We start from the raw sequence: 16,603 nt of genomic DNA on the forward strand, positions 1-16,603 counted from the left end.
GGCGGACGCAGGGCCGCGGGACGGCACAAGGCGCCGAGACGGACAACAGAACGGAGCGGTGGACCCAGGGCGGCGGGCGGCACAGGGCGCCGAGGCGGGCAGAGAACGGCGGGGCGGGCGCAGGGCGGCGGGCCGGACGTAGGGCGCCGAGGCGAACACAGAACGGCGGGGCGGACGCGGGACGGCGGGGTGGGCGCAGGGCGGTAGGGCGCAGGGCGGCGGAGTGGGAGGGGTTGGGGGTTATGGGATGGGGGTGGAGAGGGGGTTGGGCGGGTAGGGGGTGGCTGGGGGCAATGGGGAGTCGGCTACGGCGAACTGGGTGCGGTACAGCTCCGCATAAAGCCCAGCGGCGGCGACCAGGGACTCGTGGGTGCCGCGCTCGACGATGCGGCCGTCGTCGACGACGAGGATCTGGTCGGCGTCGCGGATGGTGGACAGGCGGTGGGCGATGACGAGGGCGGTGCGGCCGGTGAGGGCCTCGGCGAGGGCGCGTTGGACGGCGGCCTCGGACTCGGAGTCGAGGTGGGCGGTGGCCTCGTCGAGGATGACGATGGAGGGGGCCTTGAGCAGGAGGCGGGCGATGGCGATGCGTTGCTTCTCGCCGCCGGAGAAGCGGTAGCCGCGCTCGCCGACGACGGTGTCGAGGCCTTCGGGGAGGGAGTCGACGAGGTCGCCGACCTGGGCGCGGCGCAGCGCGGTGCGGATCTCGTCGTCGGTGGCGTCGGGCTTGGCGTAGCGCAGGTTGTCGGCGATGGACTCGTGGAAGAGATGGGAGTCCTGGGTGACGACGCCGATGGTGTCGCGCAGGGACTGCAGGGTGGCGTCGCGGACGTCGACGTCGCCGACGAGGACCGCACCGGCGGTGGTGTCGTAGACGCGCGGGACGAGCATGGCGGTGGTGGACTTGCCGGCGCCGGAGGGGCCGACGAGCGCGACCATCTCGCCCGGCTCGACGGTGAAGGAGACGCCCTTGAGGACCTCGTCGGTGACGGTGCGGTCCAGCGACGCGACGTCCTCGAGCGACGCGAGGGAGACCTCGGCGGCGCTCGGGTAGCGGAAGTGCACGTCGCGGAACTCGACCTTCGCGGAGCCGGCCGGCAGCGGGCGGGCGTCGGGGCGCTCCGCGATGCCGGGGGCCAGGTCGAGGACCTCGAAGACCCGCTCGAACGAGACGAGCGCGCTCATCACGTCGACCCGGACGTTGGACAGCGCGGTCAGCGGACCGTAGAGCCGGGTGAGCAGCAGCGCGAGGGTGACCACGGTGCCCGCGGTGATCTGGCCGTGCACGGCGAACCAGCCGCCAAGCCCATACGTGAGGGCCTGCGCGAGCGAGGCGACCAGCAGCATGCTGACGAAGAACACGCGGCTGTACATGGCGGTCTGGATGCCGATGTCGCGGACCCGGCCGGCGCGGTCGGCGAAGCGGGCCGCCTCGGTCTCGGGGCGGCCGAACAGCTTGACCAGCAGCGCGCCGGCGACGCCGAAGCGCTCGGTCATCGTCGCGTTCATGGTGGCGTCGAGCTGATACGCCTCGCGGGTGATCGCGGCGAGCCGCTTGCCGACGCGGCGGGCCGGGAAGATGAAGACCGGCAGCATGACCAGCGACAGCAGCGTCACCTGCCAGGAGAGGGTGACCATGACCGCGGCGGTGAGGACGAGCTGGATGACGTTGCTGACGACGCCGGACAGGGTCGAGGTGAACGCGCGCTGGGCGCCCTGCACGTCGTTGTTGAGCCGGCTGACGAGCGCGCCGGTCTGCGTGCGGGTGAAGAACTGCAGCGGCATGTGCTGCACGTGGCCGTAGACCTGGGTGCGCAGCGACAGGATGATGCCCTCGCCGATGCGGGCGGAATACCACCGCTGGACGAGGGACAGCAGCGCGTCGATCACGGCGAGCGCGCCGATGAGCAGCGCGACCCGCACGACCGCCGCGCCGGCGTCGGGGCCACCGGCGTTGATCTTGTTGATCACGTCGCCGGCGAGATACGGCGTGGCGACGCCGATGGCCGCGCCGAGCACGACGGTGACCAGGAAGACGCTGATGTCGCTGCGATAGGGCCGGGCGAAGGCGAGGATCCGCTTCGCCGTGCCGCGGGCCAGTCGCTTGCCGGCCAGCTCATCGGCCTTGCGCAGGGAACGCAGCGTCTCCCAGCCCGCCATGCCACTCGAAGTCATCGCCACCCCCGGTCGGAAACCATGAGCACAAGCATGCCCCGGGGGTACGACAAAACCTTATTCGCCCGCGCCCGCCAGATCCTGGATCCGCCGGACCTGCGCGGCCCGCTCGACGGCCTCCTGCTCGGCGAACGTGTGACCGCCCGCCGCCGCGATGAGCGCCTTGATCTCCACGACCGCGTCCCGCGAACCCGCGAGGACGGCCGCGGTCAGGTCACTCACGGCGTCGGAGAGCGCGGAGGCAGGCACCACGACGTTGGCGAGGCCGATCTGCGACGCCTCCGCGGCCGGCACGCGCCGGCCGGTCACGCACAGCTCCAGCGCCCGCGCGTAACCGACCAGCTCGACGAGCCGTTTGGTGCCTCCGAGGTCCGGGACGAGCCCGAGCGTGACCTCGGCCATGCAGAACTTGACGTCCTCGGCCACGACCCGGAAGTCGCAGGCGAGGGCGAGTTGGAACCCGGCGCCGATGGCGTGGCCGTGCACCGCCGCGATCGAGATGAGCGACGGCTGCCGCAGCCAGGCGAACGCCTCCTGATACTGCGCGATCTGCGCTTCGGAGACGCCGCCGAGCATCGTCGCGGCGACCGAGGTGTCGAGCCCGGCTGAGAAGGCCCGCCCGGATCCGCGCACGATCACCACACGCACGTCGCCCGGCAGTGACCGGCCGAACGTCCGGAGGTCGGTCCACAACGCGGGGGTCTGCGCGTTGAGGACCTCGGGCCGGTCCAACGTCACCGTCGCGACCGGCCCATCGACGTCGAAACGAGCCTCTCCCGACGTGGGAGTGGTGTTCACGCCTTCTTGCGGCGCCGGGCACCGCCACGCTGACGAAGCTGAACGCCAGATTCGGTCAGCACCCGGTGCACGAATCCATAGGAACGACCGGTGGAAGCGGCGAGCGCGCGGATACTCTCACCGTTGGTGTACCGCTTCACGAGGTCCTTCGCCAGCGTCTGCCTTTCGGCGCCGACGATCCGGCGACCCTTCTCGGTGCTGGTGGTGGCGGTGGCTGCCATGCTGATCCCTCACGTCCCAGACAGAGCGGTTGGTGCGGTCCCACCTATTAGACCGCCTCGAACGATCATGCGCTAGATATCGACGGCACGCCAACCGACACGCACAGCATTGTCGCCTACCCGATACCGTGATGCGCCGTGATGAGCGAACGCCCCACCGACCGACCATGGACTGCGCATCGTGAGCGTCGCGATGCGCTCCGTTGGGTTGTCCTCGGACTGTGCGGACTCGCGCTCGCCGCGCTTGCGGTGCAGCTCGACGCCCGTCTGGGCACCGCCAGCGCCCCCTTCCTCGGCAGGTACAAGATCAGGGTCGGGCCGGGCAGCGTGCTGGCGCCGTTGGTGGCCGCGGCGGTACTGTGGTCTGCGTCACGTGGCGCCAACCAGCGACGATCATGGCGAAAAATTCAGCTATTCGGGTACATCGCCGGCCTGACGTGGGCTATCGCTTTGGCGTTTGTCGATGGCTGGTCGGGTCTTACGAAAGCTCTGGGCTCACCGGAGGAATACCTGGGTGATGTAAGGCGGGTCGGTGACGATCCGCTGGCATACCTCAGACATTTCACGGCCGACGCGCCGGCGCACTCCGTCGCCTCACGGGGCCATCCGCCGGGTCCCGTACTGTTTTTGTGGCTGGCCGACCAAATCGGTGTCGACAACCACGTCGTCCTCGGATTCCTGATCACCGCCCTATCGGCGCTGACGATTCCGTTGGTGTTGTCGGCGGTCCGCGACTCGGTGGGCGAACCGGCCGCGCGGCGGTACCTGCCGGTGCTCGTGCTGGCCCCGTACGCGATCTGGGTGGCGGTGAGCCTCGACGGCCTGGTGGCCACCCTCGGCGCCGCGGCCATCGTCGCGGGCCTGCGGGCCAGCCGCACCAGGGTCCGCGGGCTGCAGGCAACGGCGTGGGCCCTCGCCGCCGGCCTGCTGATCGGTGTCGCGGCGCTGTTTTCGTACTCCGCGCCGTGGCTGGGCCTGTCGATCGTGTTCATCTACTTCGCCAGACGGCGGGCGTTCCTGAACGTGGTCACGGGCATCGGCGCACTGGCGCCCGTGCTGACCGCCCAGCTGCTCGGCTTCAGCTGGGCGGACGGCCTGGTCACCGCGGAGACCGACTACGCCAGCCGGGTCGCGCCCTACCGGTCGGTGCTGTGGTGGAGCGCGATCAGCGTGGTCGTGCTGCTGCTCGCCACCGGCCCGGCGATCGTCGCCAGCGCACGCAAGGTCCGCAACACCGCCGCCTGGCCGTTCCTGGTGGGCGCCGGGGCGGCGGTGGTGTTCTCGATCGCGGCGGGCCTGGCCCGCGGCGGCGTGGAGCACGCCTGGCTGCCGTTCTTCCCGTGGCTCACGGTCGCCGCGGTGGCGCCCGAGAAGCCCGGCGGCGAGCTGCCCCCGACCCCGCTGCTGCTCACGGCGGTGGGGGCAGTCCTCGCGATCGTCGTGGAGGCACTGCTGATCACGCCCTGGTGAAAGACCAGGATCAGGCGAGCTCGACCAGCTCCAGCAGGTCGTCGCTCCACGCGTCCTCGACGCCGTCGGGCAGCAGGATCGCCCGGTCCGGCTTGAGGGCCGTCACCGCGCCCGGGTCGTGCGTGACGAGCACGATCGCCCCCGGATACCGCGCGATCGCGTCCAGGACCTGCTCCCGGCTGATCGGGTCGAGGTTGTTGGTCGGCTCGTCGAGCAGCAGCACGTTGGCGCCGGAGCAGACCAGCGTCGCCAGGGCGAGCCGGGTCTTCTCCCCACCGGACAGGACCCCGGCGGGCTTGTCGACGTCGTCGCCGGTGAACAGGAACGCGCCGAGGATCTTGCGCAGCTCGGTGTCGTTCTGGTCGGGGGCGGCGGAGCGCATCAGCTCCAGGATCGTGCGGTCGACGTCGAGCTGCTCGTGCTCCTGCGCGTAGTACCCGCGCTGCAGGCCGTGCCCCTCGTGCACCTCACCGCTGTCCGGCGAGAGCTCCCCGGCCAGCATCCGCAGCAGCGTGGTCTTGCCGGCGCCGTTGAGCCCGAGGATCGCCACCCGGGAGCCGCGGTCGACGGCCACGTCGACGTCCATGAAGATCTCGAGCGACCCGTACGCCTTCGACAGCCCGGACGCGGTCAGCGGGGTCTTGCCGCACGGCTTCGGGTTGGGGAAGCGGACCTTCGCGACCTTGTCGGAGACGCGGACCTCTTCGAGGTCGCCCAGCATCCGCTCGGCGCGGCGGGCCATGTTCTGCGCGGCGATGGTCTTGGTGGCCTTGGCCCGCATCTTGTCGGCCTGCGCGAACAGGGCACCGGCCTTCTTCTCCGCGTTGGCCCGCTCCCGCTTGCGGCGCTTCTCGTCGGTCTCGCGCTGCTGCTGGTAGAGCTTCCAGTTCAGGTTGTAGAAGTCGATCGTGGCGCGGTTGGCGTCCAGGTACCAGACCTTGTTGACGATCGCGTCCAGCATCTCGACGTCGTGGGAGATGACGACGAGGCCGCCCTTGTGGCTGGACAGGAAGTTGCGCAGCCAGGAGATCGAGTCCGAGTCGAGGTGGTTGGTCGGCTCGTCGAGCAGCAGGATGCCGCCGCCGGTCGCGGCCGCGTCGCGGAACAGGATGCGCGCCAGCTCGATGCGGCGGCGCTGGCCGCCGGACAGGGTGCCGATCGTCTGGGCGAGGACCCGGTCGGGCAGGCCCAGGTTGGCACAGATCCGGGCGGCCTCGGCCTCGGCCGCGTAGCCGCCCAGGCCGGCGAACTGGTCCTCGAGCTGCCCATACCGCCGGATCATCTTGTCGTCGTCGCCGAGCTTGGCCTCGAGGGCCTTCATCTCGGCGTAGATGGTGTCCAGCCCGCGGGCGGACAGCACCCGGTCACGGGCGGTCACCTCGAGGTCGCCGGTGCGCGGGTCCTGCGGCAGGTAGCCGACGGGACCGCGGCGCTCGACGGCACCCGCGTGCGGAGTGCCCTCACCGGCGAGGACCTTGAGGGTGGTGGTCTTGCCGGCGCCGTTGCGCCCGACGAGACCGATGCGGTCGCCAGGCTGGATGCGCAGGTTGATGTCGCTGAGGAGGATGCGCGCACCCGCGCGCAGCTCAAGACCCGTGGTCGTGATCACAGGAAGGACTCGCTCTCGAAATATTCAAAGGGAAGGCGGACAGACTCCAGGTGCAGAACTGGGGTCACTCCCTCTGAGTACGAGTCACCCGCATATCGTACCGTGCGCATCCCGCAGCACCGCCACACGATTACGTCACAAGATCATCGGGTACCGGTCGAAGCAGACACCGGTCGATCCCGCAAGGTCCCCCCGTACGAAGAGGTGTGCCATGGAGTTCAACGACGATGCCGACCTCGACAGCAGCCAGGTCAACGACCTGCGCGGCTCGACCAGCGGTGGCGGCGGAGGCGGTGGCGGTATCGGCGGCATCCCCATCCCCATCGGCGGGGGCGGCAAGATGGGCCTCATCATCACCCTGATCGTCCTCGCGCTGGTGGTCTGCGGTGGCGGCGGCCTCTTCGGCAGCGGCATGCTCGGCGGCGGAGGCGGCGGCGACCAGCAGGCCGACAACTCCGACATCGAGAAGCGCTGCGACAAGTCCAACAAGGACCGGTTCAACGACGCCGACTGCCGCAACCTGCTCTACATCAACTCCGTCCAGGCGTACTGGAAGGCCGAGATGCCCAAGGCGTTCGGCAAGGAGTACCAGCCGGTGAAGACCAACTACTTCAACGGCGCCGTCAACACCGGCTGCGGCCAGGCCGACTCCGGCGTCGGGCCGTTCTACTGCCCCACCGACAGCCAGGTGTACATCGACCTCACCTTCTACAACGAGCTGTCCAGCCGCTTCGGGGCGAAGGGCGAGTTCGCCGCGCCGTACGTGATCGCGCACGAGTACGGCCACCACATCCAGAACCTGCTCGGCACGAACGCCAAGGTCCAGCAGGGCGACACCGGCCCCACCTCGGGCTCGGTGCGCCTGGAGCTGCAGGCCGACTGCTACGCCGGCACCTGGGCCTTCCACGCCACGGAGACCAAGGACAAAGAGGGCGACGCGGTGCTGTTCAAGAGCATCACGCAGCAGGACATCGACGAGGCGCTCGAGGCCGCGCAGGCGATCGGTGACGACACGATCCAGAAGAAGTCCGGCAGCGGCGTGAACCCCGACGCGTTCACGCACGGCACGTCCGCGCAGCGCCAGAAGTGGTTCAAGATCGGCTTCGACAAGGGCGACCCGAAGCAGTGCGACACGTTCGCCACCAGCAGTTTGTGAGCATCGTCGACGACCTCGCCGCGGTCTACCGGGAGCACGCGGCTCCCGGGCAGGCCGCGGCGATGCGTGCCTACATGCGAGACCAGTTCGAGTTCCTCGGCATCCCGAGCCCGCTGCGGCGGCAGCTGTCCAGGCCGTTCCTGAAGGGCGACCCCCTGCCGGTGGCGCTGGCCTGCTGGGAGCTGCCGGAGCGGGAGTTCCAGTACTTCGCCTGCGACCTGCTGGCCCGGCACGCCAGGACGCTCACCCCCGCGGACCTGCCGACGCTGCGCACGCTCATCACCACGAAACCGTGGTGGGACACCGTCGACGCGCTCGCTGCCAACGTCGTCGGCCCGGTCGTCAGCGGCGACCAGACCCCGATGGACGCCTGGGCCGCCGACGACAACCTGTGGGTCGTGCGCACCGCGATCCTGCACCAGCTGCGGTACCGCGCCACGACGGACGTCGAGCGGCTCTTCGCGTACACCCGCGAAAACCGGCACCACAAGGACTTCTTCATCCGCAAGGGGATCGGCTGGGCCTTGCGCGAATACGCGAAGACCGACCCCGCCGCGGTCCGGCGCTTCGTCGCCGACCACCCGGACCTGTCCGGATTGTCCAGACGGGAAGCGCTGAAGAATATCGGTCGCGACGGCGAGCAGCCGTAGGCATGATGCACGCCATGAACCGATGCCGACCCTCCGTCCCCGTCCCCGCGCCCGCCGGCGAAGGGGCCGAGCGACAGGCCGGCACCCTGACGGAGGCGAGCCGCAAGCAGCGGTCGTGAGCCCCGGCCTCGGCGAGGTCATCCTCTCGGGGATGCTCGCCGGCTACGGGGTGGCGGTCCCGGTCGGTGCCATCGGCGCCCTGATCGCCGGCCTCGCCGCCCGCACCGGCTGGAAGACCGGCGCGGGAGCCGCGCTCGGGGTCGCCACCGCAGACGGGATCTACGCGGTCGTCGCCGTCCTCGGCGGCGCCGCCCTCGCGGGGCTGATCGCACCGATCTCGACCCCTCTGCGTTGGGTTGCGGCGGTGGTACTCCTGGCGCTGGCCACGAAGACCGCCGCCGACGCGCTCAGGCACCGACGCGACGCGGCGCGGCCACGCGACGCCGACGGCAGGATGAGCCGCCCGGCCGGCGCCTACTTCGCCCTGCTCGGCCTGACCCTGCTCAACCCGGCGACCATCGTCTACTTCGGCGCCCTGGTCCTCGGCCGGCGCGCCGACGACGGCCTGTCCGCCACCGGCGAGACCGTGTGGGTCCTCGCCGCGTTCGTGGCGTCGGCCAGCTGGCAGCTGCTGATCGCCGGGGGCGGCACCATCCTGGGCAAGGTGCTCACCGGCCCGCGCGGCCGGCTGTGGACGGCGCTGACATCGAGTGCGGTCATCGCGGTGCTGGCGGTCATCCTGGTGCTGTGACCTTTGGCGAAGCTCGCACGTGATGTCTGCATGAGGGATGCCGACGGCTTCGCCGAGTGTTACGCACTGCAGTTCCGGCAGATCGCCGCACAGCTCAGTGTGTACCTCGGCGACCTCGACGAGGCACGTGACCTGACCCAGGAGGCGTTCGTGCGCGCCTGGCAGCGCTGGGACCGCATCAGCCGATACGAGGAGCCCGCCGCCTGGATCCGCCGGGTCGCGTGGAACCTGGCCACGTCGCGCCTGCGCCGCCTGCGCACCGCGCTGCGGCACCAGAGCACGCTGCGGGCAGAGCCGATGCCCGAACCGGGCGAGCACGGCGTGGCCATCCGCGACGCGCTCACGGACCTGCCCGACGGGCAGCGCCGGGCGGTGGTGCTGCACTACCTGGTGGGGCTGCCGGTGGCCGAGGTCGCGGAGCTCTGCCGGGTCCGTGAGGGCACCGTCCGCACGTGGCTGTACCGGGCCCGGCACTCCCTCGCCGCCAGTCTCCACGACTACCGAGAGGTGCCACGGTGACACACGATCTGCGGGACGCGCTGCGTGCCGAATACGAACTTGCCCACGACGCGATCCGGCCCGACGGGGTGGCCGCGGTCCGCGCGACCGCGGCCCGGCACCGGCGCCGGCAGGCCGTCGCGGGGGCGGCCGCGCTGGCCGTCGCGCTGTCCGGTGGCGTGGCTGCGTGGCGGCTGGCGCCGGGCGACGACGACCCGCCGCAGGTGGTCGCCGACAGCTGCGGCCGGCCCGGCGTCGACGTGTCGGTGTTCCTCCGCATGAACATCACCGACGAGCAGGTCACCGAGCTCGACCGGACGCTGCGGAACTCCCCCGAGGTCTACTGCCTGATCTTCGAGACCAGGGACGTGGCCTGGGAGCGGTTCAAGCGCAACTTCAGCGATGCGCCGGACCTCGTCGCGGCGACGAGGCCCGACATGATCCCGGAGAACTACCGGTTCCGGGTCGCAAAGGCCGGGGAGTCCGACGTGATCGAGCAGAGGATCCGCGCGATCGGGGAGATCGTCGACTACATCTGCTCCTGCCCGACGGCCAAGCCCCGCTAGACGTTGAAGCCGAGGGCACGCAGCTGGTCGCGGCCCTCGTCGCTGATCTTGTCCGGGCCCCACGGCGGCAGCCACACCCAGTTGATCCGGATGTCGTTGACCAGGCCGCCGCCCGGGCCGGAGCACAGGGCCTGGCGGGTCTGGTCCTCGATGACGTCGGTCAGCGGGCACGCCGCGGACGTCAGCGTCATGTCGAGGGTCGCGACGTTCTCCTCGTCGACGTGGATGCCGTACACGAGGCCCAGGTCGACGACGTTGATCCCCAGCTCGGGGTCGACGACGTCCTTCATCGCCTCTTCGATGTCGGCGAGCACCGCGGTCATGCCTTCTTCTCCTCAGCTGGGACTTCTTCGACAACGACGGCCCTCGTGAGCGCGTCCTTGTACGCCATCCACGGCAGCAACGCGCACTTGACCCGGGCCGGGTACTTCGCGACGCCGGCGAACGCCACCGCGTCCTCCAGCACCGCCTCGTCCGGCTCGACCTGGCCGCGGCCGCCCATGAGCTCGGTGAACGCCTCGTGCCTGCGCAGCGAGTCCTGCACGGTGCCGCCCTTGAGCAGCTCGTGCAGGATGCTCGCGGAGGCCTGGCTGATCGAGCAGCCCATGCCCTCGTAGGAGACGTCCGAGACGGTGTCACCCTTGAGCGACACGCGCAGCGTCACCTCGTCACCGCAGGTCGGGTTGACGTGGTGGGCCTCGGCGTCGAACGGCTCGCGCAGGCCACGGCCGTGCGGCCGCTTGTAGTGATCCAGGATGATCTCCTGGTAGAGCTGGTCGAGCTTCATGCGAAGACCTTCCGCACCCGCTCCAGCCCGCGGACCAGCGCGTCGACCTCGGCCGTCGTCGTGTACAGGTAGAACGACGCCCTCGTGGTCGCCGGCACGCCGAAGCGCACGCAGGTGGGCCGCGCGCAGTGGTGCCCGACGCGGACCTGCACGCCCTCGTCGTCGAGGATCTGCCCGACATCGTGCGGGTGGATCCCGTCGACGGTGAAGGAGATCGTCGCCCCGCGGTCGGCGGTGTCCGTCGGCCCGATGACCCGCACGTCCGGCGTCGCGGCCAGTGCGTCGAGGGCGTAGGCGGTGAGCTGCTTCTCGTACACCTGGATCGCGTCCATACCGACGGCCGTCAGGTAGTCCACGGCGGCGCCGAGACCGACCGCCTCCGCGATCGGCGGCGTGCCGGCCTCGAAGCGGGCGGGGGGCGGCATGAACGTCGAGCCGGTCATCGCGACCGTCTCGATCATCGAGCCGCCGCCGAGGAACGGGGGCATGGCGTCGAGCAGCTCGAAGCGTCCCCACAGGGCGCCGATGCCGGTCGGGCCGAGCATCTTGTGCCCGGTGAACGCGACGAAGTCGGCGCCGAGCGCGGTCACGTCGACGGGGATGTGCGGCACCGACTGGGAGCCATCCAGCAGCACCAGCGCGCCGACCTGCCGGGCCCGGGCGACGAGGACGTCGACGGGGTTGATCGTGCCGAGCAGGTTGGAGTAGTGCACCACCGAGACCAGCTTCGTGCGCTCGTTGATCAGCTCCTCGAGCCGGGACAGGTCAAGCCGGCCCTCGTCGGTGAGCCCGAACCAGCGCAGCGTCGCGCCGGTGCGCTGCGCGAGCAGCTGCCACGGCACGATGTTGGAGTGGTGCTCCATCTCGGTGATCACGATCTCGTCACCGGGACCGAGGCGCAGGCGCGGGTCCTGCGCACCGGCGGTGAAGGAGTGCGCGACGAGGTTGATCGCCTCGGTCGAGTTCTTCGTGAACACGATCTCGGCCGCGGTGCCCGCCCCGACGAACGCCGCGACCTTCTCGCGGGCGCCCTCGAACGCCTCGGTCGCCTCGGTGCCGAGCGTGTGCACGGACCGGGCGACGTTGGCGTTGTGCAGCTCGTAGTGGTCCCGGACCGCGTCGATCACCTGGCGAGGCTTCTGCGACGTGTTCCCGGAGTCGAGGTAGACGAGCGGGTTGCCGTTGACCTCCCGATCCAGGATCGGGAAGTCTTTGCGTACCGCGTCAACATCCAGCGCGTTCATGATTCCCCTATGCGTGGGTCACGGGTCCTGCACCCGCCAGGTAGCGCTCGTAGCCTTCGGCCTCGAGCTGCTCGGCCAGCTCCGCGCCGCCCTCTTCGACGATGCGTCCGCCGACGAACACGTGGACCTGGTCAGGCTTGATGTACTTGAGAATCCGGGTCCAGTGGGTGATCAGCAGCAGACCGGTGTCGCCGCTCTCGCGGACCCGCTCGACGCCCTCACTGACCACGCGAAGCGCGTCGATGTCGAGGCCCGAGTCGGTCTCGTCCAGCACCGCGATCTTCGGCTTCAGCAGCTCCAGCTGCATGATCTCGTGCCGCTTCTTCTCGCCGCCGGAGAAGCCCTCGTTGACGTTGCGCTGGGCGAACGACGGGTCCATGTTCAGCTTCTCCATGGCGCCGCGCAGCTCGCCGGCCCAGGTGCGCAGCTTCGGCGCCTCGCCGTCGATCGCCGTCTTCGCGGTGCGCAGGAAGTTGGCCACGGACACGCCGGGGACCTCGACCGGGTGCTGCATGGCCAGGAACAGCCCGGCGCGGGCCCGCTCGTCGACGGTCATCTGCAGGACGTCCTGGCCGTCGAGGGTCATCGAGCCGCCGGTGACCTCGTAGCGGGGGTGGCCGGCGATCGCATACGCCAGGGTGGACTTGCCGGAGCCGTTGGGGCCCATGATGGCGTGGGTCTCCCCCGCCCCGACGGTCAGATCGACCCCGGCGAGGATCGGCTTCAGCTCGCCGTCGGGCAGCTTCACCGACACCTGCAGGTTGGTGATCTCCAGCGTGCTCACTTCGTCACTCCATTACTGGGATTCAAGTCGATGTACACGTCGCCGTCGCGGATCTCGACGGGGTAGACCGGGACCGGCTCGGTCGCCGGCAGGCCGCTCGGCTGGCCGGTGCGCAGGTCGAAGCGCGAGCCGTGCAGCCAGCACTCCAGGGTGCAGCCGTCGACCTCACCCTCGGACAGCGCGACCGCGGCGTGCGAGCACTCGTCGTAGGCGGCGTAGAAGTTGTCGTCGTCGGCGTGGACGAGCGCGATCTCGGTCCCTTCGACCTCGAACTGCTGCACCGTCCCCTTCGCCACGTCCGCGACCGCACACACCTTTATCACGTGCCGGCCGCCTCAAGCCGCGAGTCGATGACCGCACCCAGGCGGTCGCGCAGCGACTCGACCGGGATCTTGTGCAGCAGCTCGGCGAAGAAGCCGCGGACCACGAGCTTGCGGGCCTGGTCGTCCGGGATGCCCCGGGACATCAGGTAGAACAGCTGCTCGTCGTCGAAGCGCCCGGTGGTGCTGGCGTGACCGGCACCGACGACCTCGCCGGTCTCGATCTCCAGGTTGGGCACCGAGTCGGCGCGCGCCCCGTCGGTCAGCACCAGGTTGCGGTTGATCTCGTACGTGCTGGTGCCGGTCGCCTCGGCCCGGATGAGCACGTCGCCGACCCACACGGTGTGCGAGTCCTGGCCCTGCAGCGCGCCCCGGTAGGAGACGAAGCTGCGGCAGTCCGGCACCGAGTGGTCGACCAGCAGCCGGTGCTCGATGTGCTGGCCGGCGTCGGCGAAGTACAGGCCGAACGCGTCGATCTCGCCGCCCGGGCCGGTGTAGTCGACGCTGGTGTACTGCCGCACGACGTCGCCGCCGAGGCTCACCTGCACGTGCGTGACGTGGGCGTCGCGGCCGAGCCGAAAGCGGACGTGCTGCGCCTGGACGGCGCCCGCGTCCCAGTCGGTGACGGTGATCAGGGTGAGCCTGGCCGCGTCGCCGACGATCACCTCGACGTTGTCGGCGAGGGTGACCGTGCCGACCTGCTCCAGCACGACGGTCGCCTCGGCCAGCCGGCCGACCTCGACCACGGTGTGGCCGAACGCGACCTCGGAGCTCGAGCCGATCAGCCGCACCACGGCGGCGGTCTCCGGCACGGCGTTCGCCGCGACGGACACCACCAGGGCGTCGGCGGCCGAGCCGGCGGCGAGCGCGCTGATCCGGTCGAACGGGGTCAGCGCCGAGCCGACCCGCGGGTCGGTGCGCTCAACCGTCGCGACGGTCACACCCTCGGGCAGCTCGACGGCCTCGGCCTTGGGTGCCGTGGCGCCGGGCCCGGCGAGCGCAGTCGCGAGACCGCGCAGGCGCTTGAGCGGGGTGAACCGCCACTCCTCCTCCCGGCCGGTGAGGGCCGGGAAGTCCGCGACGTCGAACGATCGGACCTGCTGCGCGCGGGTCTTCGGCGGTACCAGGACAGGCGCGCTCATGCCGCCGCCTCCGCTGCGCTCCGGCGTCGGCCCGAGCCAAAACTGACACACGATGAGCGGCCCGAGCCGCTTCGCTGGCCGCTCATGCCGCCACCTCCGCTGCGCTCCGGCGTCGGCCCGAGCCAAAACTGACACACGATGAGCGGCCCGAGCCGCTTCGCTGGCCGCTCATCCGACAGCGCCCTCCATCTGCAGCTCGATGAGCCGGTTGAGCTCCAACGCATACTCCATGGGCAGTTCCTTGGCGATCGGCTCGATGAAGCCGCGCACGATCATCGCCATCGCCTCGTCCTCGGTGAGGCCGCGCGACATCAGGTAGAACAGCTGGTCGTCGCTGATCTTCGAGACGGTCGCCTCGTGCCCCATCGACACGTCGTCCTCGCGGATGTCGACGTAGGGATACGTGTCGGAGCGGGAGATCGTGTCGACCAGCAGCGCGTCGCACTTCACCGTCGAGCGGGAGTGGTGCGAGCCCTCCAGGACCTGGACCAGGCCACGGTAAGAGGTGCGGCCGCCACCACGGGCGATCGACTTCGACACGATGGTCGAGGAGGTGTGCGGCGCGGCGTGCACCATCTTGGCGCCGGCGTCCTGGTGCTGGCCCTCGCCGGCCATCGCGACCGACATGACCTCACCCTTGGCGTGCTCACCGAGCATGTAGACCGCCGGGTACTTCATGGTGACCTTGGAGCCAAGGTTGCCGTCGATCCACTCCATCGTCGCGCCCTCGTGGCAGACGGCGCGCTTGGTGACCAGGTTGTAGACGTTGGTCGACCAGTTCTGGATCGTGGTGTAGCGGCAGCGGGCGCCCTTCTTCACGACAATCTCCACCACCGCGGAGTGCAGCGAGTCCGAGGAGTAGATCGGCGCGGTGCAGCCCTCGACGTAGTGGACGTAGGCGTCCTCGTCGACGATGATCAGCGTCCGCTCGAACTGGCCCATGTTCTCGGTGTTGATCCGGAAGTACGCCTGCAGCGGGATCTCCACCTTCACGCCCTTGGGCACGTAGATGAAGCTGCCGCCGGACCACACCGAGGTGTTGAGCGCGGCGAACTTGTTGTCGCCGACCGGGATCACGGTGCCGAAGTACTCCTTGAACACGTCCTCGTGCTCGCGCAGCGCGGTGTCCGTGTCGAGGAAGATGACGCCCTGCTCCTCGAGATCATCGCGGATCTTGTGGTAGACGACCTCCGACTCGTACTGCGCGGCGACGCCGGCGACGAGACGCTGCTTCTCCGCCTCGGGGATGCCGAGCCGGTCATAGGTGCTCTTGATGTCGTCGGGAAGGTCTTCCCAGCTCGCCGCCTGCTTCTCGGTCGAGCGGACGAAATACTTGATGTTGTCGAAGTCGATGTGCGACAGGTCGGCACCCCAGGCCGGCATCGGCTTGCGGTCGAACAGGCGCAGGCCCTTCAGGCGCAGGTCGAGCATCCACTGCGGCTCGCTCTTCTTCGCCGAGATGTCGCGCACGACATCCTCGTTGAGGCCGCGGCGTGCCGTGGCACCCGCGTTGTCCGAGTCGGCCCAGCCGTACTCGTACCGGCCGAGGCCGGCAAGCTGATCGGCAGTGGTCATCTCACGTTCCTTTGCCTATCGGGACGGGCGCCGGAGATCGGCGCCGGAATGTGGGTGGTGCAGATGCCATCACCGTTGGCGATGGTCGCGAGGCGCTGGACGTGCGTGCCGACCAGGCGCGAGATGACCTGGGTCTCGGCCTCGCACAGCTGGGAGAACTCGGCGGCGACGTGCGCCACCGGGCAGTGGTGCTGGCACAGCTGCCCGCCGGTCGCGATGGTCGTTGCGCCGGCAGCGTAGCCCTCGGCGGTCAGCGCCTGGGCGAGAGCCTCGGCCCTGGCCAGGGGGTCGTCACCGGCCTCCGCCATCGCGGCCTTGCAGCGCTCCTCCAGCCCGGCGACCTGCGCCATGGCGAACGCGGCCACCGCGGACTGGCCGTGGTGCTCGGCGATCCACCGCAGCGCGGACGTGGCAAGATCGTCATAGGTGTGCGGCAGCGACTCGCGCGCCGCGGCGGTCAGCGTGAACACCCGCGCGGGCCGTCCCCGGCCCCGGCGCCCGCGGTCGGGGCGCTCCCGGCTCTCGACGAGCCCCTCGGCGAGCATCGCGTCGAGGTGCCGGCGGATCCCGGCCGCGCTCAGCCCGAGGGCGAGCCCCAGCTCCGTCGCCGTCGCCGACCCCTGCTGCAGCAGCAGCTCGGTGACCCGGTCACGGGTGCGCACGTCAAGCGGCGGGCACGCGTCAGCGGCAGCAGTCCTCTGCGCCACCTCCACGTTTTTCACAACACCAACGTTACGTAATTCGCCGGGCACTGGCAAACCGACTCCCGGGTGATCCAACGCACGAAAGGTAAGCCTCGCCTTACTAAACCCGCCGCAGGTGGCATATGTAGCCGCGCGTAGTATCGGCCGCGTGTT

The 16,603-nt window shown here is 70.1% G+C and carries 18 protein-coding genes; 6 read left to right on the forward strand and 12 right to left on the reverse strand.

The window, feature by feature from the left end; genetic code table 11:
• Positions 1–240 precede the first annotated feature (240 nt).
• Genes OHA72_RS62430 through OHA72_RS62440 form a run of 3 tightly spaced genes read right to left on the reverse strand, consistent with a single transcriptional unit; the run spans position 241 to position 3,194 of the window.
• On the reverse strand, positions 241–2,175 hold the full coding sequence (locus OHA72_RS62430; RefSeq protein ID WP_327005451.1) for an ABC transporter ATP-binding protein: 1,935 nt from the start codon (positions 2,173–2,175) through the stop codon (positions 241–243).
• Between the two features lie 57 nt (positions 2,176–2,232).
• Positions 2,233–2,973, reverse strand: a complete 741-nt coding sequence (locus OHA72_RS62435; RefSeq protein ID WP_327005452.1) for an enoyl-CoA hydratase/isomerase family protein — start codon at positions 2,971–2,973, stop codon at positions 2,233–2,235.
• The gene (locus tag OHA72_RS62440; RefSeq protein WP_033359767.1) at positions 2,970–3,194 is read right to left on the reverse strand and encodes a helix-turn-helix domain-containing protein; all 225 of its coding nucleotides are present in this window, start codon (positions 3,192–3,194) and stop codon (positions 2,970–2,972) included. Before OHA72_RS62440 ends, OHA72_RS62435 begins: the two co-directional genes overlap by 4 nt.
• 141 nt (positions 3,195–3,335) lie before the next feature.
• On the opposite strand from OHA72_RS62440, the gene OHA72_RS62445 reads away from it, so the two are divergent.
• Positions 3,336–4,664, forward strand: coding sequence for a hypothetical protein (locus tag OHA72_RS62445; RefSeq protein ID WP_327011916.1), 1,329 nt, complete (start codon positions 3,336–3,338; stop codon positions 4,662–4,664).
• Positions 4,665–4,674: 10 nt separating this feature from the next.
• On the opposite strand, the gene OHA72_RS62450 is transcribed toward OHA72_RS62445, so the two are convergent.
• Positions 4,675–6,273 (reverse strand): ABC-F family ATP-binding cassette domain-containing protein, encoded by a 1,599-nt coding sequence (locus OHA72_RS62450; RefSeq protein WP_327005453.1) that lies wholly within the window; start codon positions 6,271–6,273, stop codon positions 4,675–4,677.
• Between the two features lie 211 nt (positions 6,274–6,484).
• Here OHA72_RS62450 and ypfJ point away from each other — a divergent pair, with 211 nt between their 5' ends.
• The 5 genes from ypfJ to OHA72_RS62475 all read left to right on the forward strand — a co-directional run bounded on the left by ypfJ (position 6,485) and on the right by OHA72_RS62475 (position 9,894).
• The gene (gene ypfJ, locus OHA72_RS62455) at positions 6,485–7,429 is read left to right on the forward strand and encodes a KPN_02809 family neutral zinc metallopeptidase (protein ID WP_327005454.1); all 945 of its coding nucleotides are present in this window, start codon (positions 6,485–6,487) and stop codon (positions 7,427–7,429) included.
• Positions 7,426–8,079 carry a DNA alkylation repair protein gene (locus tag OHA72_RS62460; RefSeq protein WP_327005455.1) on the forward strand — a complete coding sequence of 218 codons (654 nt, stop codon included), beginning with the start codon at positions 7,426–7,428 and terminating at the stop codon, positions 8,077–8,079. The genes ypfJ and OHA72_RS62460 overlap by 4 nt, the downstream gene beginning before the upstream one ends.
• A 115-nt stretch (positions 8,080–8,194) precedes the next feature.
• Positions 8,195–8,830, forward strand: a complete 636-nt coding sequence (locus OHA72_RS62465) for a LysE family transporter (protein WP_442788465.1) — start codon at positions 8,195–8,197, stop codon at positions 8,828–8,830.
• Positions 8,831–8,860: 30 nt separating this feature from the next.
• A complete protein-coding gene (locus tag OHA72_RS62470) occupies positions 8,861–9,349 on the forward strand; it encodes an RNA polymerase sigma factor (protein WP_327005456.1) in 489 nt (162 codons plus the stop codon).
• Entirely contained in the window at positions 9,346–9,894 is a 549-nt protein-coding gene (locus OHA72_RS62475; protein WP_327005457.1) for a permease-like cell division protein FtsX, read from the forward strand. Before OHA72_RS62470 ends, OHA72_RS62475 begins: the two co-directional genes overlap by 4 nt.
• Here the strand turns inward: OHA72_RS62475 and OHA72_RS62480 are convergent.
• The 8 genes from OHA72_RS62480 to OHA72_RS62515 all read right to left on the reverse strand — a co-directional run bounded on the left by OHA72_RS62480 (position 9,891) and on the right by OHA72_RS62515 (position 16,468).
• Entirely contained in the window at positions 9,891–10,217 is a 327-nt protein-coding gene (locus OHA72_RS62480; RefSeq protein WP_327005458.1) for a metal-sulfur cluster assembly factor, read from the reverse strand. The genes OHA72_RS62475 and OHA72_RS62480 overlap by 4 nt on opposite strands.
• A complete protein-coding gene (gene sufU, locus OHA72_RS62485) occupies positions 10,214–10,681 on the reverse strand; it encodes a Fe-S cluster assembly sulfur transfer protein SufU (RefSeq protein WP_327005459.1) in 468 nt (155 codons plus the stop codon). Before sufU ends, OHA72_RS62480 begins: the two co-directional genes overlap by 4 nt.
• The gene (locus tag OHA72_RS62490; RefSeq protein ID WP_327005460.1) at positions 10,678–11,925 is read right to left on the reverse strand and encodes a cysteine desulfurase; all 1,248 of its coding nucleotides are present in this window, start codon (positions 11,923–11,925) and stop codon (positions 10,678–10,680) included. The genes sufU and OHA72_RS62490 overlap by 4 nt, the downstream gene beginning before the upstream one ends.
• A 7-nt stretch (positions 11,926–11,932) precedes the next feature.
• Positions 11,933–12,709 carry a Fe-S cluster assembly ATPase SufC gene (gene sufC, locus OHA72_RS62495; RefSeq protein WP_327005461.1) on the reverse strand — a complete coding sequence of 259 codons (777 nt, stop codon included), beginning with the start codon at positions 12,707–12,709 and terminating at the stop codon, positions 11,933–11,935.
• A complete protein-coding gene (locus tag OHA72_RS62500) occupies positions 12,706–13,032 on the reverse strand; it encodes a non-heme iron oxygenase ferredoxin subunit (protein ID WP_327005462.1) in 327 nt (108 codons plus the stop codon). The genes sufC and OHA72_RS62500 overlap by 4 nt, the downstream gene beginning before the upstream one ends.
• Complete coding sequence (gene sufD, locus OHA72_RS62505; protein ID WP_327005463.1) at positions 13,029–14,171, reverse strand: Fe-S cluster assembly protein SufD; 1,143 nt, start codon at positions 14,169–14,171, stop codon at positions 13,029–13,031. Before sufD ends, OHA72_RS62500 begins: the two co-directional genes overlap by 4 nt.
• A gap of 168 nt (positions 14,172–14,339) precedes the next feature.
• A complete protein-coding gene (gene sufB / locus OHA72_RS62510; RefSeq protein ID WP_327005464.1) occupies positions 14,340–15,746 on the reverse strand; it encodes a Fe-S cluster assembly protein SufB in 1,407 nt (468 codons plus the stop codon).
• Complete coding sequence (locus OHA72_RS62515; RefSeq protein ID WP_442788466.1) at positions 15,743–16,468, reverse strand: helix-turn-helix transcriptional regulator; 726 nt, start codon at positions 16,466–16,468, stop codon at positions 15,743–15,745. Before OHA72_RS62515 ends, sufB begins: the two co-directional genes overlap by 4 nt.
• Positions 16,469–16,603 lie beyond the last annotated feature (135 nt).

This window comes from Dactylosporangium sp. NBC_01737 (assembly GCF_035963215.1).
Lineage (GTDB): Bacteria > Actinomycetota > Actinomycetes > Mycobacteriales > Micromonosporaceae > Dactylosporangium.